At 69.8% G+C, this 17,472-nt stretch carries 20 protein-coding genes; 11 read left to right on the forward strand and 9 right to left on the reverse strand.

The annotated features are described in order from the left end of the window. Positions 1–190 precede the first annotated feature (190 nt). Positions 191–607 (forward strand): CoA-binding protein, encoded by a 417-nt coding sequence (locus tag AB7I40_RS11395; RefSeq protein ID WP_428345987.1) that lies wholly within the window; start codon positions 191–193, stop codon positions 605–607. Continuing rightward, positions 604–1,059: an alternative ribosome rescue aminoacyl-tRNA hydrolase ArfB gene (gene arfB, locus AB7I40_RS11400; RefSeq protein WP_428345986.1), complete on the forward strand. Its 456-nt coding sequence runs from the start codon at positions 604–606 to the stop codon at positions 1,057–1,059. Before AB7I40_RS11395 ends, arfB begins: the two co-directional genes overlap by 4 nt. A 3-nt stretch (positions 1,060–1,062) precedes the next feature. Here arfB and AB7I40_RS11405 read toward each other — a convergent pair whose 3' ends face one another. Next, positions 1,063–1,767 carry a class I SAM-dependent methyltransferase gene (locus tag AB7I40_RS11405; protein ID WP_428345985.1) on the reverse strand — a complete coding sequence of 235 codons (705 nt, stop codon included), beginning with the start codon at positions 1,765–1,767 and terminating at the stop codon, positions 1,063–1,065. 124 nt (positions 1,768–1,891) lie between these two features. On the opposite strand from AB7I40_RS11405, the gene AB7I40_RS11410 reads away from it, so the two are divergent. The 5 genes from AB7I40_RS11410 to AB7I40_RS11430 all read left to right on the forward strand — a co-directional run bounded on the left by AB7I40_RS11410 (position 1,892) and on the right by AB7I40_RS11430 (position 6,644). Then, positions 1,892–2,512 carry a M15 family metallopeptidase gene (locus tag AB7I40_RS11410; protein WP_428345984.1) on the forward strand — a complete coding sequence of 207 codons (621 nt, stop codon included), beginning with the start codon at positions 1,892–1,894 and terminating at the stop codon, positions 2,510–2,512. Then, positions 2,509–3,669, forward strand: a complete 1,161-nt coding sequence (alr, locus tag AB7I40_RS11415; protein ID WP_428345983.1) for an alanine racemase — start codon at positions 2,509–2,511, stop codon at positions 3,667–3,669. Before AB7I40_RS11410 ends, alr begins: the two co-directional genes overlap by 4 nt. After that, positions 3,666–4,604 (forward strand): D-alanine--D-alanine ligase family protein, encoded by a 939-nt coding sequence (locus AB7I40_RS11420; protein ID WP_428345982.1) that lies wholly within the window; start codon positions 3,666–3,668, stop codon positions 4,602–4,604. The genes alr and AB7I40_RS11420 overlap by 4 nt, the downstream gene beginning before the upstream one ends. Before the next feature lie 103 nt (positions 4,605–4,707). Then, complete coding sequence (locus AB7I40_RS11425) at positions 4,708–5,991, forward strand: sensor histidine kinase (RefSeq protein ID WP_428345981.1); 1,284 nt, start codon at positions 4,708–4,710, stop codon at positions 5,989–5,991. Further along, positions 5,988–6,644, forward strand: a complete 657-nt coding sequence (locus tag AB7I40_RS11430; RefSeq protein WP_428345980.1) for a response regulator — start codon at positions 5,988–5,990, stop codon at positions 6,642–6,644. Before AB7I40_RS11425 ends, AB7I40_RS11430 begins: the two co-directional genes overlap by 4 nt. 7 nt (positions 6,645–6,651) lie before the next feature. On the opposite strand, the gene purE is transcribed toward AB7I40_RS11430, so the two are convergent. From purE to AB7I40_RS11460, 6 genes are all read right to left on the reverse strand, one after another. Next, a complete protein-coding gene (gene purE, locus AB7I40_RS11435) occupies positions 6,652–7,170 on the reverse strand; it encodes a 5-(carboxyamino)imidazole ribonucleotide mutase (RefSeq protein WP_428345979.1) in 519 nt (172 codons plus the stop codon). 4 nt (positions 7,171–7,174) lie between these two features. After that, positions 7,175–8,335 carry a 5-(carboxyamino)imidazole ribonucleotide synthase gene (locus AB7I40_RS11440; protein WP_428345978.1) on the reverse strand — a complete coding sequence of 387 codons (1,161 nt, stop codon included), beginning with the start codon at positions 8,333–8,335 and terminating at the stop codon, positions 7,175–7,177. Positions 8,336–8,346: 11 nt separating this feature from the next. Then, positions 8,347–8,658 carry a winged helix-turn-helix domain-containing protein gene (locus tag AB7I40_RS11445; protein ID WP_428345977.1) on the reverse strand — a complete coding sequence of 104 codons (312 nt, stop codon included), beginning with the start codon at positions 8,656–8,658 and terminating at the stop codon, positions 8,347–8,349. A 105-nt stretch (positions 8,659–8,763) separates the two neighbouring features. After that, positions 8,764–9,735 carry an adenylate/guanylate cyclase domain-containing protein gene (locus AB7I40_RS11450; protein WP_428345976.1) on the reverse strand — a complete coding sequence of 324 codons (972 nt, stop codon included), beginning with the start codon at positions 9,733–9,735 and terminating at the stop codon, positions 8,764–8,766. Continuing rightward, complete coding sequence (locus AB7I40_RS11455; protein WP_428345975.1) at positions 9,725–10,234, reverse strand: PH domain-containing protein; 510 nt, start codon at positions 10,232–10,234, stop codon at positions 9,725–9,727. The genes AB7I40_RS11450 and AB7I40_RS11455 overlap by 11 nt, the downstream gene beginning before the upstream one ends. A 12-nt stretch (positions 10,235–10,246) precedes the next feature. After that, complete coding sequence (locus AB7I40_RS11460; RefSeq protein ID WP_428345974.1) at positions 10,247–11,053, reverse strand: biotin--[acetyl-CoA-carboxylase] ligase; 807 nt, start codon at positions 11,051–11,053, stop codon at positions 10,247–10,249. A 40-nt stretch (positions 11,054–11,093) separates the two neighbouring features. Between AB7I40_RS11460 and AB7I40_RS11465 the strand changes: the two genes are divergently transcribed. After that, positions 11,094–12,710 carry an acyl-CoA carboxylase subunit beta gene (locus AB7I40_RS11465; protein ID WP_428347958.1) on the forward strand — a complete coding sequence of 539 codons (1,617 nt, stop codon included), beginning with the start codon at positions 11,094–11,096 and terminating at the stop codon, positions 12,708–12,710. Further along, positions 12,707–12,961, forward strand: coding sequence for an acyl-CoA carboxylase subunit epsilon (locus AB7I40_RS11470; RefSeq protein ID WP_428345973.1), 255 nt, complete (start codon positions 12,707–12,709; stop codon positions 12,959–12,961). Before AB7I40_RS11465 ends, AB7I40_RS11470 begins: the two co-directional genes overlap by 4 nt. Before the next feature lie 108 nt (positions 12,962–13,069). On the opposite strand, the gene AB7I40_RS11475 is transcribed toward AB7I40_RS11470, so the two are convergent. Continuing rightward, positions 13,070–14,011, reverse strand: a complete 942-nt coding sequence (locus tag AB7I40_RS11475) for a type IV toxin-antitoxin system AbiEi family antitoxin domain-containing protein (RefSeq protein ID WP_428345972.1) — start codon at positions 14,009–14,011, stop codon at positions 13,070–13,072. Between the two features lie 239 nt (positions 14,012–14,250). Here AB7I40_RS11475 and AB7I40_RS11480 point away from each other — a divergent pair, with 239 nt between their 5' ends. After that, the gene (locus tag AB7I40_RS11480; protein WP_428345971.1) at positions 14,251–15,261 is read left to right on the forward strand and encodes a P1 family peptidase; all 1,011 of its coding nucleotides are present in this window, start codon (positions 14,251–14,253) and stop codon (positions 15,259–15,261) included. 80 nt (positions 15,262–15,341) lie between these two features. Next, on the forward strand, positions 15,342–15,941 hold the full coding sequence (locus tag AB7I40_RS11485; protein ID WP_428345970.1) for a Maf family protein: 600 nt from the start codon (positions 15,342–15,344) through the stop codon (positions 15,939–15,941). A 24-nt stretch (positions 15,942–15,965) separates the two neighbouring features. Here the strand turns inward: AB7I40_RS11485 and AB7I40_RS11490 are convergent, their stop codons facing one another. Continuing rightward, entirely contained in the window at positions 15,966–17,393 is a 1,428-nt protein-coding gene (locus AB7I40_RS11490) for an MFS transporter (protein ID WP_428345969.1), read from the reverse strand. Between the last annotated feature and the right edge of the window lie 79 nt (positions 17,394–17,472).

Genomic DNA, 17,472 nt, shown 5'->3' on the forward strand with positions numbered 1-17,472 from the left:
TGACGACTTCAACGCTTTTCGGCGCATTGGACGGCGTTCGTGCCATGTTCGTTCCCCCCCGGGTGATGCCGAGGGGAGCCCCCCTCGCCTCGGCACTGTCGAGGATACGTGCCGTCCGCCCACCCTGCCGGGGAACCCCGGTTCGCGAGGAGGCTGACTAGATCAGGCGGACCCGCACTACGGTGGACGCATGGGCAGCGAGTGGCAGGACCAACACGCCGTCGACACCATGCTCGACGACACCGCGACCTGGGCCGTGGTGGGGCTGTCGGGTGATCGCGGCAGGACGGCGTACCGCATCGCACAGCTGCTGCAGAACCGCGGCAAGCGCATCGTGCCGGTGCACCCTGCCGCACCGGTCGTGCTCGGCGAGCAGGGCTACGCCACCCTGGCCGACATCCCCTTCCCGGTGGACGTCGTCGATGTCTTCCGGCGTTCCTCGGCCGCCGGCGAGTTCGCCGATCAGGCCGTCGCCATCGGCGCGCGCGGAGTCTGGTTCCAGCTCGGGGTGATCGACGAGGGCGCGTTCGCCCGAACCCGCCAGGCGGGGGTGCTCATGGTGATGGACACCTGTCCGGCCATCGAGTGGCGCAAGCGCAGCGAATGAGCCGGCCGGGCGGGGACCTGCAGATCGCGGCCGGGCCCGGCCTGCCGGACGGCCTCAGCATCGCCGCCGCCGACCTCGTCGAGCGCTTCTCGCGCTCACCAGGGCCGGGCGGGCAGTCGGTCAACACCTCGGACACGCGCGTCGAGCTGGAGTACGACGTAGGGCGGTCCTCGAGCCTGAGCGACGCGCAGCGCCGGCGGCTGACCCGCAACCTCTCGGGGCAACTGGTGCGGGGACGTCTGGTCGTCGTCGCCTCCGAGCACCGCTCCCAGCACCGCAACAGGGTGGCCGCCCGGGAGCGCCTCGCAGCCATCGTGCGAGCCGGCCTGGCGCCGCCACCGCCTCCTCGCCGAGCCACCAAACCCACGCTGGGCTCACGCCGCCGCCGCCTGCAGAGCAAGAAGCTGCGCGGCCGCGTCAAACAGCTCCGCGGCCCGGTCAGCGACGAGTAGCGCTCAGTCCGGAAGCCGGGTGTACTCCACCATCCGTTGCCCCATGGGGTGCTCCCACGCGCCGATGTAGCGAAACGACCAGGGCGAGCGACGGGCGACCCAGCGCAGGTCGTTGCGGTAGTACCAGAACGCGTTGCGCTCGGTGAACTGATGGCCGTTCTTCGACACGCCGTCCACCGGGTAGTCGGGTCCGCGCTCGAAGAACGTCGCGAAGAACCGGCCCCCCGGCTTCATCACCTTGGCCACACGGTAGAGGCACAGCCGCATCATGTTGAGCGGCACATGGGTGAACACCGACTGGGCGATGGCCATGTCGAAGGGCACCCCGAAGTCGTTGTCGAAGCGATCGGTGACGCGCAGGTTCTCCAGGGGCAACCGCGAGCGCTGGTGGTCGTCGAGCTCGTGGTCGTAGCCGGCGGCGATCAGGTCGTGGTTGATGTCGGTGCCGTAGTAATGGCCGGGATCGAGGTGCTCCACGAGCAGCCGACCGGCGCGCAGCGAACCGCAGCCGACATCGAGGAAGCGGTGGTGGGGTTGGAGACCCTGCTCGACCAGGAAGTTGCGCTGGAGCTGCCCCATCTGGTCCCAGTGGCCGCCGACGAAGCCGCGGTGCGCCCCTCGTTCGAGCCGTTCCTGGGTGATCTCGAAGCCGGCGTAGTCCGGGTCCTTGCGATCCGGGACCTCGATTCGTCTGCTGATCTCAGTCATGGGTTCCCCTCGTGGACGAGTCTCGACCCTAGCAAGAGCGAATGACCCCGCCTCCACCTCCGGGCCAGCGGTTCGGTACCACCGGTGGAGGCCTCCTGGCCGTGAAGTTCCTAGCGTTGCCCGCATGACGATCCTGCTCTCGGACCCGCGCGTGCACGGGGTCCCGCTGGTTGACAACGGCGACCCCCTGGTGCGGCTGGACCGTAGTCTCGGGCGACACAGCCACGTGCGCTCGGGGTTGGCCCAGCGGCTGGCCGACGCCCAGTCGATGCTGCCTCCAGGGGTGCGGCTCCACGTGGTGGAGGGACACCGCTCCGCGGCAGCCCAAGCAGCCATCGTGGCGTCGTACTCAGCCGAGCTGTGTGCTGTGCACCCGGGCATCTCGCCCGATGACCTGGCGCGCTTGTCGAGCAGGTTCGTGGCGCCCCTGGCGGTGGCTCCGCACGTGGCCGGGGCTGCGGTCGACCTCACGCTGGTCGGATCTGACGGCGTCGAGCTCGATCTGGGCACGCCGATCGATGCCACCCCCGAACAGAGTGCTGGGCGCTGCTACTTCGATGCCGTGGACATCAGTGCCGAGGCCCGGGCCTATCGGGAACTCCTGGCCGGCGCCTTGACCGGTGCCGGCCTGGTCAACTACCCCACCGAGTGGTGGCACTGGAGCTTCGGGGACCGCTACTGGGCGCTGATGACCGGAGCCGATCACGCACTCTATGGCCCCGCCGACCTGCGCAGCGCAGCATGAAAGCGCTCGCCAGCACGCTCCTCGCGGCGCCGGGCACGGTCCCCGAACTGTGCGTCGACCTGGATGCCGTGGCCGCCAACACCCGACTGTTCCGCGCCGCCACGGACGCCGACGTGATGGCGGTGGTCAAGGCCGACGGTTTCGGCCACGGAGCGCTGGACCTGGCCAGGACAGCCCTGGCCAACGGCGCCAGCTGGCTCGGCGTCACCTCGGTCGCGGAAGCGCTCCCGTTGCGGGCCGCCGGCCTGAGGGCGCCGGTCCTCAGCTGGCTCAACCCGGTCGACGGCGACTTCGCCAGCGCGTTGGCAGCCGATGTCGACCTGGCCATCCCGGGGATCGAGCATCTCGAGGCAGTCTGTGCCGCAGCCCGCGCCACCGGGCGCGCCGCCCGGGTGCACCTCCACCTCGACACCGGCATGGCCCGGGACGGCGCGAGCCCCGCGCTCTGGGGACGGCTGTGCCGCGCCGCGCGCCGTGCGGAACGCCAAGGGACGTTCCGTGTCATCGGTGTGATGGGCCATCTGGCCTGTGCCGACCTGCCCGGCGATCCGGAGAACTCCACGGGCCGCACCAGGTTCGCCTGGGGCCTCGACGTCGCCCGGGCATCGGGGCTGCGACCGGCGCAACGACACCTCGCTGCCACGGCGGCGACCCTGACCGATCCACGCTCGCATCACACGATGGTGCGCATCGGCGCCGGCCTGGTCGGCATCGACCCGTCGGGCACCACGTCCCTCCAGCCCGGTCTGCGTCTCACGGCTCCCGTGGTGAGCATCCGTCGGGTGCGCGCGGGAACCGGCGTCGGCTACGGCCACACGGGCATCACGACGACCGCTACCCGTCTGGCCCTGCTGTCCCTCGGGTACGCCGACGGACTCCCGCGAGCTGCCTCCGCTGGAGCCGAGGTCCTCGTCGCCGGTCGGCGCTGCCCGGTCATCGGCCGCATCTCCATGGACCAGACCGTGGTCGACCTCGGCCCGACCGGTCGGGCCGAGCCGGGAGATCTCGCCACGGTGTTCGGGCCCGGCGACGACGGAGAGCCGACGGTGGCCGACTGGGCCGGGTGGGCCAACACGATCGAGCACGAGATCGTCACCGGGATCGGCGCCCGGGTGCGCCGTACCCGGATCGCCAAGCCGCTGCGGAGCCTGTCGTGAACCCGCTGCCGACCCGGGTCGCGGTGATCGGCGGAGGTCAGAACTGCGAGCACGAGGTGTCGCTCGCATCGGCCGCCGCGGTCGCGGCGGCACTCGACCCGGCACGCTACGAGGTGGTCAGGTTGACCATCGGCCGCGACGGCGCCTGGTCCGACGAACACGGGGGTGTCGTCGGACTGGGCGCGGCCGTCGAGCTCCTGCAGACCTGCGCGGCGGTGCTGCCCGTGGTCCACGGCCCTCGCGGAGAGGACGGCACCCTGGCCGCCCTGTGCGACCTGGCCGGGGTCCCCTGTGTCGGCTCCGGGGTACGCGCCGGTGCGCTGGCTATGGACAAGTGGGCCACGAAGCTGGTCGCCGAGGCGATCGGAGTCCGCACCGCCACGGGCGTCCTGGTCAGCAGAGCCGACTCCATCGCCTGGTCGGGTCCCGTCGTCGTGAAGCCGGTAGCAGCGGGCTCGAGCCACGGGGTCTCTCTCGTCCGAGACGCCGACGACTTCGCCGACGCCCTCGAGTCCGCCTTGGCGTTGGACGACCGGGTGCTGGTCGAGGAGGTGATCGTGGGACGTGAGATCGACCTGGCGGTGCTACGCCTGCCCGGTGGGGACCTGATGGTCGCTCCGGCGTTGGAGATCGTCGTCGACGACGTCTTCGACACGCGCACGAAGTACGACGGCAGCGCGGACTTCCGGCTGCCCGCTGACCTCGACGAGGTCGCGGGCAAGGACCTGGAGACCGCGGCTATTGCCATGTACGAGGCCCTGGGGTGCGCAGGAGTGGCCCGCATCGACTTCTTCGTGACCGAGCACGGCCCGGTGCTCAACGAGGTCAACACCATGCCGGGAATGACCGAGCAGTCCCAGGTGCCGAAGATGTTCGCCGCCGGCGGACTGCCCTACCCCGACCTGCTCGACCTGCTGGTGCGAGGGGCCCTGTGACGCCTGGGGCCTCACTCCGCGGCTGTCGCGGTCCCTGCGACAGCCTGGGCGTGATTCCATTGCGGGGTCACATGCCCACCCACCTGGCAGGAGGTCCGGTCAGATGGTTGCCCTCCCGGATCCCGACGCCGGCATGACCCGGCCACCGAGCAGGCAGTCGCCCGCCTGGTGGCCGGACGCCGCGCTCGGCGTGGCCGTCACCCTGTTCGGCATCTGGGAGGCGCTGACCCGGGCACCCTGGTGGATCGAGGGCTCCACCCGGGGTGTCGCGGTCGCACTCGGGATGGGGGTGGCCGCCGGCCTGCACCGCCGCCGTCCGGCCGTGGCGGTCCTGCTCGTGTGGCTGGCGTGCGGATTGCAGGTGGTGTCCGGGCTCGACCTGATGCTCGTCGAGCTGGCCGCCCTCGGAGTGTCCTACGGTGCGGCTCGCTACGGGTCGCGCACGGTGCTGTGGATCAGCGGCCTGTCGATCCCGGTGGGCTCGGCCATCGCCCTGGTCTGGGTGCTGGGGTACGGCGAGACCTGGTTCTCCACGCTCGGCGTACGACTGCTCGGCGTGGACCTGGCCAACGGGAGGCCGTTCACGACCGTCCTGCTGGGCGGGGTGCTGGTGCTGCTCACCCTCAGCGTGCCCTGGCTGGTGGGGCTGACCCTGCGGATCCGGCAGCAGGCGCAGGTGTCGCGAGTGGCGCAGGCCACCGCAGAGGAGGCCCGTTCCCAGGCCGAGGAGATCGCCCGGCTCCGTGCCGAGCAGGCCACCCTCGCCCGCGACGTGCACGACGTGGTCGGGCACTCCCTGGCGGTGATCCTGGCCCAGGCCGAGTCGGCTCAGTTCCTCAAGGACGATGACAACGCCGCACTGAAGAAGACGATGGCGAACATCGCCGTGTCTGCCCGGACGTCGCTGCAGGACGTGCGCCAGGTGCTCACCCCCACCCCGCACCCATCGGCGCAGCGAGTCACCGGTGGACTGGAGAGCCTGATCGACGGGGTCCGCTCCAGTGGCCACGTCGTGACCTCCAGCGAGGTGGGCACCCCCCAACCGCTGCCGCCCGAGCTGGAGGTGGTTGCCTATCGGGTGCTGCAGGAGATGCTGACGAATGCGATTCGACACGGACGACGCGGGGAACCCGTGAGCGTCGAGCGACACTGGGAGGGCGAGTTGCGCATCGAGGTCCGCAACGTCGTCGAGGCACTCAGCGACGAGACCGTCCCGATCGCCGTCCGATCCCCACCGCCGGCCGCCCCGGCCCCAGGTCAGGGACTCGACGGCATGCGCCGCCGGCTGGAGGCGGTCGGTGGCCGCCTTGACGTACGCCGCCGCGAGGAGCCGACAGGCGCCACGTTCACCACCACTGCCTGGGTGCCACTGCGAGCGGCCGGATGATCAGGGTCCTGCTGGTCGATGACCAGGAACTGTTCCGGGCCGGGGTGGGCGTGATCATCGACGCCCAGCCCGACATGGAGGTCGTCGGTTCGGCGGCCGACGGTATCGAGGCGGTCCGCCTCGTGGAGAGCGTGTCCCCCGACGTCGTGCTCATGGACGTGCGGATGCCTGAGATGGACGGTGTGGAGGCGACCCGGCAGATCTTCGCGCCGACCCGGGTCCAGCAGCGCGACCGGCCGGTGCGCGTGATCGTCCTGACCACCTTCAACCTCGATGACCGCGCCGCAACCGCCATCCGGCACGGAGCCAGCGGCTTCCTGCTCAAGGACACGACGCCCCAACAGCTCAGCGACGCCATCCGCACCGTGCACGCCGGCAACGCCGTCCTCGCACCGGAGGACCTGTCCGCCCTGCTGGAGGGGCAGTTCCGCTCGCGCGCGGCCATTCCGGCGGCGTACCAGTCACTCACCGACAAGGAGCGTGAGGTGTTCGCCGCCGTCGCCCGTGGTCTGTCCAACACCGAGATCGCGGCGCTCGTCTACGCCGGCGAGTCCACGGTCAAGACCCACGTCGGAGCCATCCTGCGCAAGCTCAGCCTGCGCGACCGGGTGCAGATCGTGGTGTTCGCCCACGAGCACGGTCTCGCCGTCTGAGAGGGCCTCAGAAGCCCAGGCGCGTGGGGCCGGCGGACTCCCGCCGCACCACCTGGCCCTTCTCGTGAGCGGTGTCGCGCAAGGCGGCCTGGAAGTCGACCATCCTCTGGCGCAGGGCCGCATCGGAGGCCGCCAGGATCCGGACAGCGAGCAGACCGGCGTTGCGGGCGTTGCCCACGGCCACCGTCGCCACCGGCACGCCCGCGGGCATCTGCACGATCGAGAGCAGCGAGTCCAGCCCGCCGAGGTGCTTGAGTGCCACCGGCACCCCGATCACGGGCAGCGGGGTGACCGCGGCCAGCATGCCGGGCAGGTGTGCCGCCCCGCCGGCGCCCGCGATGATCACCGACAGGCCCCGATCCACCGCGCTGCGGCCGTAGGTGATCATCTCCTCGGGCATGCGATGCGCCGAGACCACGTCTGCCTCGAAGCTCACCTCGAACTCGGCCAGCGCGTCGGCTGCAGCCTTCATGACGGGCCAGTCGGAGTCCGAACCCATCACGATGCCAACAGTCCCAGAAGTCATTGCCCTACTCGCTTTCGTTGCCGAGATCGCCACGGAACCAGGCGGCTGCGTGCCGCGCTCGCTCCAGACAATCATCGAGGTCGTCGCCGTAGGCGTTGACGTGGCCGACCTTTCGCCCAGGGCGTAGTTCCTTGCCGTAGAGGTGCACGCGTAGGAACGGGTCGCGGGCCATGGCGTGGGGGTAGCCGTCGTACAGTCGGCCGGTCTCCGAGGCGCCCCCGAGGATGTTGACCATCACCGTCCAGCGTGCCCGCGGCAGCGGCGAGCCGAGCGGCAGGTCCATGACGGCCCGCAGGTGGTTCTCGAACTGCGAGGTGACCGCCCCGTCCTGGCTCCAGTGGCCGGTGTTGTGCGGCCGCATGGCGAGCTCGTTGACCAGGATCCGTCCATCGGTGGTCTCGAACAGCTCGACCGCGAGGATGCCCGTCACGCCGAGCGCCCCCGCGATGCGAAGCGCGATCGCCTGCGCCTGACCGGCCAGCTCCGGGTCGAGGTCGGGCGCCGGGGCGATGACCTCACGGCACACACCGTCGACCTGGGTGGACTCCACGACGGGGTACGCCGCAGCCTGGCCGCTCGGCGACCGGGCGACGAGTGCGGAGAGCTCGCGACGGAAGTCGACCAGCTCCTCGGCCAGGATCTGGACGCCGGCAGCGGCCGCGGTGCTGAACGCGTCGGCACAGTCCTCGAGAGACCAGGCCACCCACACCCCCTTGCCGTCGTACCCGCCCCGGGTCGTCTTGAGGACCGCCGGGAAGCCGAACGCGGCCACCTCCTCGGCCGTGGTGACCAGCGCGTGGCGCGGGCAGGGCACCCCCAGCTCGCTCAACCTGGCCCGCATCACGCCCTTGTCCTGGGCGTGCACGAGGGCCTCCGGGCCGGGACGTACGGCGATGCCGCCGGACTCGAGGTCGTGCAGATGCGCGGTCGGGACGTGCTCGTGGTCGAAGGTGACGACCGCGCAGCCCCGGGTGATGTGGTGCAGGGTGGCGAGATCGCGGTAGTCCCCGACCTCGTGGTCGACGATGACCTGAGCGGCCGACCCTCCCTGCGCCTCGGACAGCAGCCGCAACGGAAGTCCGAGGGCGATGGCCGGCTGAGCGAGCATCCGTGCGAGCTGACCGCCCCCGATGATGGCGAGGGTCGGAGCGAGAGATGAGGTCACAGGCAGCAAGGCTAGTGCTGCGGCGGGACCTGCTCGAAACGGAGTCCCTGACCACGGATCGTGGTGATCAGCGTGGGTCTGCGGGGGTTGTCGCCGAGCTTGCGGCGCAGCCAGCCCAGGTGGACGTCGATCGTCTTGGACGAGGTGTAGAACGTGGTGTTCCAGACCTCCTTCATGAGCTCTTCACGGCGCACGATCTGACCCGGTCGCGTGATCACCGCTTGAAGGAGGTCGAACTCCTTGCGCGACAGCGGGATCTCCCGTCCTGCCCGCCACACTTTTCGTGCGTCCGGGTCGATCCGGACGTCCTGCACCTGAGCCATGGGCCAAGGTTAGAAATGCGACACGCCCATCGGCGGTGAAATCTCCAAAGATCAGCCGATCGGGCCACACAACAACCCCAAAATGACCAGAGAACGCCAGATCTTTCAGTGCCGGCGGACGGTCACGGGCTCCACGAGACCGAAGCCGCGCAACGGCCGAGGCGGCAGTCGCCGGGTCTCCCAGGCCGTTCCCGGCAGCATCCGGGCGGTGGCCTCGTCGATGATCACCCGATTGCGCCGAGCCACCGTGGTCAGCCGGGCCGCCAGGTTGACCGGTGGGCCGAAGACGTCGCCGAGGCGCAGCACCACGTTGCCGGAGGCCAGCCCGAGGCGGACGTCGGGCATCCGGTCGTCGCGGCCGATCACCTCGATGATGCCTTCGGCGGTGTCGAGCGCGCGCACCGGATCGTCGTTCACGAAGAGCACCGAGTCGCCCAGGCTCTTGATGGCCCGCCCGGAGTGGGCGGCGATCACGTCGTGCACCCGCGACTCGAAGGTCTCCACCAGGTCACCGATGCGGTGCTCGGCCATCTCGTTGGACAAGGCTGTGAAGGCGACCAGGTCGGCGAAACCGACCGTCACCTCGGTCGTGCTGAGCTCCTCGTCGTTGGCACCCAACGCCTCGGCCCGAGCCACCGCCGCGGCGAGGTGGCGGCGCCAGGAGTAGATCAGCAGCTCCTCGAACGGACGACCGATCCGACCGAGCAGGTCGACCGAGGCGTCCAAGCGGCTCTGGTCGGGTTCCATGTTCAACAGGTTGGGCACCACCGAGGCGGTCTCCCACTCGGCCAGGCGCGCCATGGTCTGTCCCACGCCGCGGGTCATGTTCAGGGCGGTGTCGAGGTCGATGAGCCCCTCGTCAACGATGCTCACCAAGGTGCTCACCGCTCGGGCGTCCGCGTCGGTGAACAGCATCTCGCCCTGGAGCTCGGGGAAGCCCAGTGCCCGCCACAGCCGCCGGGTGAGTTCGACGTCGGCACCGCTGAGCTCGGCGACCTCGCCGGCGCTGAGGGTGGCCGGCTCGCCGAGAATGACTCTTTCGAGGTCCTCGCGGGTGTGTCGTCGCTCAGGAGCCATCGTGATGGCGCTCGCCGCTGAGCCTGTTGAGCTCTTCGGCCACCTGGAGCTGCACCTGCTCGACGTGCGGGATGTCATGGAGCTCGACGCGACCGTCGGTGCTCGCGTCGGAGACGACCAGGGTGCCGCAGCCGAACATGCGGTCCACGACCCCCATCTCGAAGTCGACGCCGCTGATCCGGTTGAGCGGGATCGTGCGACCCTCCTTGGCGATCAGGCCGGAGCGGGTGATCAGGCGACGGTTGGTGAACGTGTAGGTCGTCGTGTACCAGGTGATCACGGGGCGGACGACGAACCAGAGGATCGCGATCAGCACGACCGCCCAGATCGCCAGGCGCGGCACGTTCTGACCGGCGTCGCCGATCAGGTTGCCGACCACCACTCCGGCAGCCAGGAGGACGACCAGCAGCAGGACCGGGAGTGCGAGGACCTTGGGATGCGTACGAGTGCCGACGACGACATGCTCTCCGTCGTTCAGGAGACTGCGGGAAATTGCCACGACCGAATCATGTCACTGATCGTCCCGGCGGACATGGACCACGTCGCCGGCGTCGACCGACGTCGACCCGTCCGCCGTGTCCACCACCAACCGGCCCAGGCCGTCCAGGTCCCGGGCGGTGCCCCGCAGCGTCCGCGCACCAGGCAGGTCGACACGGACCTCACGGCCCAGCGTCGAGCAGTGCGGGACGTACGCCGTCCGCAGGAAGCCGTCGCCCTTCTCGACCCAGTCGCCGTACCCCCGCTCGAGGGTGGTCAGGAGATCGAGCAGCAGCGCGGTGCGGTCCGGCTCGTGGCCGGGGCCCTGGTCACGTGCCAGCTCCAGCGTGAGCGACGTCGCCGTCGGCACCGGCAGCTCATCGGCGGTGGTGGACACGTTGAGTCCGACGCCGACGACCGCCGCGGCTCCAGCGGGGCTGTCGACCCGTTCGACCAGGATCCCAGCCACTTTCAGCTCACCGATGAGGACGTCGTTGGGCCACTTCACGGTGGCCGGCACGCCCAGTCGCGCGACCGCCGTACGCACCGCGGAGCCGACGAGCAGCGGAAGCAACGGCCACCGGCTGGGCTCGACAGCAGGGCGCAGGAGCACCGAGAACGTCAGCGCGGCCCGTGCCGGGGTGTCCCAGGTCCGGTCCAGTCGTCCGCGCCCGGCGGTCTGGTGCTCGGTGACCAGCACCTGCTCAGCGCCGCCGGCTCGGGCCCGGTCAGCCAGGACTGCGTTGGTCGAGCCCGTCTCGGCCAGCACCTCGACCGGCCAGGGTGCTGCGCCGAGCCGCGAGGTGTCGAGTGATGTGCGCCATACGCCGTTGTCCGCCATGCGCACTACATTGACGCACGGAGAGCCAAGGAGGCCACTTGTGAGTGCAGAGGCGACGTCAGCCGAGACCGGGATCCCCGAGATCGATGTGCACAGCACGGCGGGCAAGCTCGCTGATCTGGGGCGGCGGTTGGATGAGGCGGTGCATGCGGGCTCGGCCAAGGCGGTCGAGAAGCAGCATGCGAAGGGCCGCCAGACGGCGCGGGAGCGGATCGAGCAGCTCTTCGACGACGGGTCGTTCGTGGAGCTCGACGAGCTCGCCCGGCACCGCTCGACGGCGTTCGGGCTGGAGGCCAACCGCCCCTACGGCGATGGGGTCATCACCGGCTACGGCACCATCGATGGGCGTCAGGTGTGCGTGTTCTCCCAGGACTTCACCGTCTTCGGCGGGTCGTTGGGTGAGGTCTACGGCGAGAAGATCACCAAGGTGATGGACCTGGCGATCAAGACCGGGTGCCCCATCATCGGGATCAACGAGGGCGCCGGCGCCCGGATCCAGGAGGGTGTCGTCTCGCTCGGGCTCTACGGCGAGATCTTCCGTCGCAACGTGCACGCCTCGGGCGTCATCCCGCAGATCTCGATGATCATGGGCTCGTGTGCCGGGGGGCACGTCTACTCCCCCGCGGTCACCGACTTCACGATCATGGTCGACGGCACCTCCAACATGTTCATCACCGGGCCCGACGTGATCAAGACCGTCACCGGTGAGGACGTCACGATGGAGGAGCTCGGGGGCGCCCGGACCCACAACACCAAGTCCGGCAACGCCCACTACATGGGCGCCGACGAGGCCGACGCCATCGACTACGTCAAGGCCCTGTTGTCCTACCTGCCGCAGAACAACCTCGACGAGCCGGTCCTCTACGACGAACCAGCCATCGAGTCGGTCACCGACCTGGACCTGTCCCTCGACGTCCTCATCCCGGACTCGCCCAACCAGCCCTACGACATGCACACCGTCATCGAGGCCGTCCTGGACGACGAGGAGTTCCTCGAGGTGATGGCCCTGTTCGCCCCCAACATCCTCATCGGCTACGGCCGCATCGAGGGGCGCCCGGTCGGGATCGTGGCCAACCAGCCGATGCAGTTCGCCGGCACCCTCGACATCGATGCCTCCGAGAAGGCCGCCCGGTTCGTGCGGACCTGCGATGCCTTCAACATCCCGGTGATCACCTTCGTCGACGTCCCCGGGTTCCTGCCCGGCACCGACCAGGAGTGGAACGGCATCATCCGGCGCGGCGCGAAGTTGATCTACGCCTACGCCGAGGCCACCGTCCCGCTGATCACGATCATCACCCGCAAGGCCTACGGCGGCGCCTACGACGTGATGGGCTCCAAGCACCTCGGGGCAGACATCAACGTCGCCTGGCCCACCGCCCAGATCGCGGTGATGGGCGCCCAGGGCGCGGTCAACATCCTCTACCGCAAGGAGATCGCCGAGGCCACCGCCGCCGGCAACGCCGAGGAACGCCGCGCCGAACTCATCACCACCTACGAGGACACCCTCGCCAACCCCTACATCGCCGCCGAACGCGGCTACATCGACGCCGTCATCTCCCCCCACGAGACCCGCCTCGAGATCGTCCGCGCCCTGCGACTCCTCAAGTCCAAACGCGAGACGCTGCCGGCCAAGAAGCACGGGAACATCCCCCTATGAGCGAGCCTCCGGTGGTCGAGCCTGTCGATTCGGTGGTCGAGCCTGTCGAGACCCCCTTGCTTCGCGTCATCAACCCCGACGCCACCGACGAGGAGATCGCCGCCCTCGTGGCTGTGTTCTCGGCTCTGGGCTCGTCACCTGCCCCCGCCCCGGACCGCCGCACCCCCGCCTGGCAGGCACACCAGCGCAAGCTGCGCGTCCTACCCCCAGCCGGCCCGGGCGGCTGGCGGGCCAGCGGTCTGCCGCGCTGACGATTCCGGTCGTTCCTGGCGGAGGTTCATCAAGGTATGCAGCCGAACCTCCGCTGTCCGTGGTGAATTCATCGTGGGAAGGGGCGGTTCATCGTGGTCAGTGAGGCCTCATCCGAGTCTATGCAGAAAACGTCTCATGCGCTGAGTCGTCAGGTTGGGGCGGTTGAGGTCCTCCCAGATCAAGCGGACCATCGGCCACCCGGTGACTTCGCGAAGCAGATCCTCGCGCTGCTTCTCGCTGAAGACGACATCACCAGCGGACTGCCCCGGCTGCACAAGCCGCCCATACTTGATCCGGCCGTCGAACTCGCCCAGCAGCCCATGGTCGGGCCAGCCCCAGTCGCAGGTGCCCACCAGGTTTCCCCGTTCGTCGTACACGGTGAACTGCAGAAGGGGAGCGGGGAGGTGTGCAGCCCAGAATAGGTAGCGCCCCAGACTCTCGCCCGGACTCTGCGCACCAGCATCGGCCATCCGGACCGGTATCTGCATGGAGCGCATGAACGGCCAGTGACACATGAGCCGGAACTGGTCCTCAAGCGCCTTGGGTGTCGCGAGTCCAAGGTTCAGCAGCGAGTCGAGGAGCACCAGCTTTGCCCCGCCCCTGACTCGTGATCCCGCCTCAAGAGCGCACCGCTCCGGAGACAGCACGAGGCTGCCGTGAACTCTGCGCAGGTCCTCGGGAGCCCAGAAGCCCTCGTGATGTACGACGTCACCCTCGATGCGTCCAGCACCGCCGTCCAACCGGGTGACATGAACTCGGGTGAGATCCAGGTCCCAGGTGGCGATGCCGTGCGCCAGGCACCCGGTGGGCCCGCTCAGGGCGACGCGGTCGCCGAGGGAGTCTGCAACGCTGTGAGCCAGGACGAGATGCCGGGACACCTGATCCAGGCCCGCCCAGACGTCGGTGTGCGTGTAGTAGCCGCGCCGGATCCGGTGCCACACCTTCAGTCGTAGTGCTCGGGAGACGGCCTTGTCGTCGTAGCCGAACTCCCGGGCTTGGCTGCGGGTGAAGAAGCCCTGGGTGTCGTCAAGAACGCGGAGTGGGTCCATCGCTCCATCGTTGAGTCGGCGTACGCCGTGGCAACAGCCGAAGCAGAGCACCTGTGGATGAGCGGGTTCAACTCCGGGTATGTGGACGGCAAGCGGGCCGCGCTGGACTTCGCAGAGCGAATCGAAGGCTCACCCACCTCGACGAACCTCCGCTTCCCATGGCGAATTCACCGTGGAAACGGGAGGTTCGCCTGCATACCTTGATGAACCTCCCCCCACGCCGGGCCTAGGTTGGACGCATGCAGCCGGGGCCGACGAATGCGATCACCGATGTCGAGGGCATCCGGGTCGGGCACGCTCAACGCACCGACGAGGGTTGGCTGACCGGGACGACGGTGGTGCTGGCGCCCCCGGACGGCGCGGTGGGCGGAGTCGACGTACGAGGCGGGGGTCCTGGCACCCGCGAGACCGACGTGCTCGATCCACGCAATCTCGTCGAGCGGGTGCATGCCGTCGTGCTGAGTGGCGGCTCGGCCCTGGGGCTGGCAGCCGCCGACGGCGTAGCCAGGGCCCTGTTCGATGATGGCATCGGCTACCCCATGGGGGCACCGGGCGAGGTCGTTCCCATCGTGCCGGCCGCGATCCTCTTCGACCTCGGACGCGGTGGCGTCTTCGGCAACGCCCCCGACGCCGCATTGGGAGCCCAGGCCTACGCGGCGGCCCACGACTCCACTGCGCTCGGCTGCGTCGGGGCCGGCACCGGTGCCAGGGCCGGCGGTCTGCGCGGCGGCGTGGGTACGGCGTCCGCCGTACTGCCGGACGGCACGACGGTCGGCGCCCTGGTCGCAGTCAACGCGATCGGTTCGTGTGTGGATCCGGCCACGGGTGAGCTGTACTCCGCGCGGTTCTGCCTGCCTGGCGACCTACCCACCTTGGGGCGGCCGAGCCCGGAGGAGCTCCGGGTCGCACGAGAGGCGGCAACGCTCACCCCCGGAGCCCACCTGGCCACCAGCATCGGGGTCATCGCGACCGACCGGACCCTCACCAAAGCCCAGTGCTCCAAGGTCTCCGGGATCGGCCATGACGGCCTGGCCCGCGCCATCCGACCGGTGCACACCATGTTCGACGGGGACACCCTGTTCACGCTGGCCACTGCGGTGCGCGGCGCGCCCGATCCGTTCGAGTTCCACGCGCTGCTCGAGGCCGCGGCCGACTGTGTCACCCGCGCGGTGGCCCGGGCCATGCTCGCCGCGACCTCCGCGGCGGGGATCCGGTCGTTCCGCGACGCCTTCCCCTCCGCCTTGGGATAGTCCCGAACGTTCGGCACCGACCGACGGCGTGTCGCGGTGCTGAATGTTCGGGACCATCGGGGGTGGGTAGCCTCGGGCGGGTGACCCGACTCGTCCTGGCCTCCCAGTCCCCGGCCCGCCTGGCCACGCTTCAGAAGGCGGGGGTCGAGCCGCTGGTGATCGTCAGCGGCGTCGACGAGTCGGTGATCACCGACGTGGCCCCCGCGGAGCTGGCCCTGCAGCTCGCGGAGCTCAAGGCGGCCACGGTGCTGGGACGACCCGGGGTGCCCAACGATGCCGTCGTGCTGGGCTGCGACTCCGTCCTCGAGCTGGACGGCGAGGCCCTGGGCAAGCCCGACTCGGCCGACGAGGCGGTCCGGCGCTGGCAGGCGATGCGCGGACGAAGCGGGGTCCTGCACACGGGCCACAGCGTGCACGATGTCGCCACCGGCCGGGTCGCGGCCGCCATCGCCTCGACGACGGTGCACTTCGCCGATGTGAGCGACGCCGAGATCACCGCCTACGTCGCGACCGGCGAGCCACTCCAGGTGGCGGGTGCCTTCACCGTGGACGGACTCGGTGGAGCGTTCGTGACCGGGATCGAGGGGGACCACCACAACGTGGTCGGCGTGAGCCTCCCGCTGCTGCGCGACCTGCTGGCCGAGCTCGGGCACGCGTGGACCGACCTCTGGGCGGCCTGAGAGCCACCCAGGGGCCGGGGCGCCTCAGCGCTTGCGCCCCGGGGCGAAGAGCGCTGCGACCACGGCGATGGCCACCGCGCCCGCTCCGGTGAGCAGAGCCGGACCGATCGCGTCGGTGTAGCCGGTCGGGGTGAGCTGCCCGCCGTTGCCCTCGAAGACCGCCACCAGGACCGCGATCCCCAGGGCCACTCCGAACTCGCGGATGGTGGAGTTGGCCGAGCTCGCGACCGCGAAGTCGCTCTCCGGAAGTCCATCGAGGGTGGCCGTCGCATTGGGTGCGAAGGTCAGCCCCATCCCGATCCCGGCCATGGCGAGCGCCGGAACGAACGAGGAGTACGACGACAGGTTCTCGGCCAGCGTTGCCAACCAGACGAGTGCACCGGCCTGCAGCAACAGACCCGCCAGCAGGAGGGACCGCAGCCCGGTCCGGGAGGCGAACGCACCGGCCAAGGGGGCCACGACCATGGGGGCGGCCGTCCAGGGAAGGGTCCGGATGCCGGCCTCGAGGGGACTGTAGCCCTGCACGATCTGCAGGTACTGCGCCAGCAGGAACACGGCGCCGAACATCCCCAGCGTGAAGAAGAGGCCGATCGCATTGGCGCTGGAGAAGCCGCGACTGGCGAACAGCCGCAGCGGCAGTACGGCGTACGTCCGGCGACGGGCGTGCAGCACGTAGGCCGGCAGGAGCAGGGTCGCGATGACCAGCGAGCCCAGCACCACCGGGGAGGACCAACCGTCGTCGTTGCCGTGCACGATCCCCCAGATGCCGAGGAACACCGCACCGCCGAGCAGCAGGGTGCCGCGCACGTCCAGCTTCTGCCACGTGCCGCGCGACTCGTCCACCGCGAGGTGGAGCAACGGGATGGCGACGAGCGCGACCGGCACGTTGAGCCAGAAGATGGCCTGCCAGTTCACCCCCTCGACCACGGCGCCGCCGATCACCGGGCCGAGCGCGACGCCGAGACCGGAGACCCCGCCCCAGATGCCGATGGCCGCAGCCCGCATGGCGGGCGGGACGGCCGCAGCGAGCAGGGTGAGGGACAGGGGCATGACGGCAGCCGCACCCAGGCCCTGGAACGCCCGGGCGACGATCAGAGCCTCCGAGGAGGTGCTGAGCGCGGAGGCGATCGAGGCAATGGTGAAGAGCGTGATCCCGGCGAGCATCACCCGCTTGCGACCGATCCGGTCGCCCAGGGTGGCCGCGGGCAGCATGAAGGTCGCGAAGGTCAGGGTGTAGGCGTTGAGGAACCACGCCAGCTGATCGACCGAGGAGCCGAGGTCGACCTGGATGACCGGGAGGGCGCTGGTCAGCACCAGGTTGTCCAGCGTGGCCATGAACATCGGCAGTGACGTGGCCACGATCGCGACCCACAGGGGCAGCCGTCGGGCTCGACCCGGCTCGGCCGGCGGGGGACTGGCCGGAGCCGCCGGCGCGGTGACTGAAGTGGTCATGAGGGAATCCGATCCAAGAAGGCATTGAATGATTACTTGTGTCCAACACCGTAAGTAATCAAGTGATAATCTGTCAACC

Origin of the sequence: Nocardioides sp., from assembly GCF_050246775.1 — a bacterium.
GTDB lineage: Bacteria > Actinomycetota > Actinomycetes > Propionibacteriales > Nocardioidaceae > Nocardioides.

Bases quoted from the DNA above. Each gene is read 5' to 3' on its own strand.
- AB7I40_RS11395 (WP_428345987.1), top strand. From the start codon at position 191: ATGGGCAGCGAGTGGCAGGACCAACACGCCGTCGACACCATGCTCGAC.
- arfB (WP_428345986.1), top strand. From the start codon at position 604: ATGAGCCGGCCGGGCGGGGACCTGCAGATCGCGGCCGGGCCCGGCCTG.
- AB7I40_RS11405 (WP_428345985.1), bottom strand. From the start codon at position 1,767: ATGACTGAGATCAGCAGACGAATCGAGGTCCCGGATCGCAAGGACCCG.
- AB7I40_RS11410 (WP_428345984.1), top strand. From the start codon at position 1,892: ATGACGATCCTGCTCTCGGACCCGCGCGTGCACGGGGTCCCGCTGGTT.
- alr (WP_428345983.1), top strand. From the start codon at position 2,509: ATGAAAGCGCTCGCCAGCACGCTCCTCGCGGCGCCGGGCACGGTCCCC.
- AB7I40_RS11425 (WP_428345981.1), top strand. From the start codon at position 4,708: ATGGTTGCCCTCCCGGATCCCGACGCCGGCATGACCCGGCCACCGAGC.
- AB7I40_RS11430 (WP_428345980.1), top strand. From the start codon at position 5,988: ATGATCAGGGTCCTGCTGGTCGATGACCAGGAACTGTTCCGGGCCGGG.
- purE (WP_428345979.1), bottom strand. From the start codon at position 7,170: ATGACTTCTGGGACTGTTGGCATCGTGATGGGTTCGGACTCCGACTGG.
- AB7I40_RS11445 (WP_428345977.1), bottom strand. From the start codon at position 8,658: ATGGCTCAGGTGCAGGACGTCCGGATCGACCCGGACGCACGAAAAGTG.
- AB7I40_RS11450 (WP_428345976.1), bottom strand. From the start codon at position 9,735: ATGGCTCCTGAGCGACGACACACCCGCGAGGACCTCGAAAGAGTCATT.
- AB7I40_RS11460 (WP_428345974.1), bottom strand. From the start codon at position 11,053: ATGGCGGACAACGGCGTATGGCGCACATCACTCGACACCTCGCGGCTC.
- AB7I40_RS11470 (WP_428345973.1), top strand. From the start codon at position 12,707: ATGAGCGAGCCTCCGGTGGTCGAGCCTGTCGATTCGGTGGTCGAGCCT.
- AB7I40_RS11475 (WP_428345972.1), bottom strand. From the start codon at position 14,011: ATGGACCCACTCCGCGTTCTTGACGACACCCAGGGCTTCTTCACCCGC.
- AB7I40_RS11480 (WP_428345971.1), top strand. From the start codon at position 14,251: ATGCAGCCGGGGCCGACGAATGCGATCACCGATGTCGAGGGCATCCGG.
- AB7I40_RS11490 (WP_428345969.1), bottom strand. From the start codon at position 17,393: ATGACCACTTCAGTCACCGCGCCGGCGGCTCCGGCCAGTCCCCCGCCG.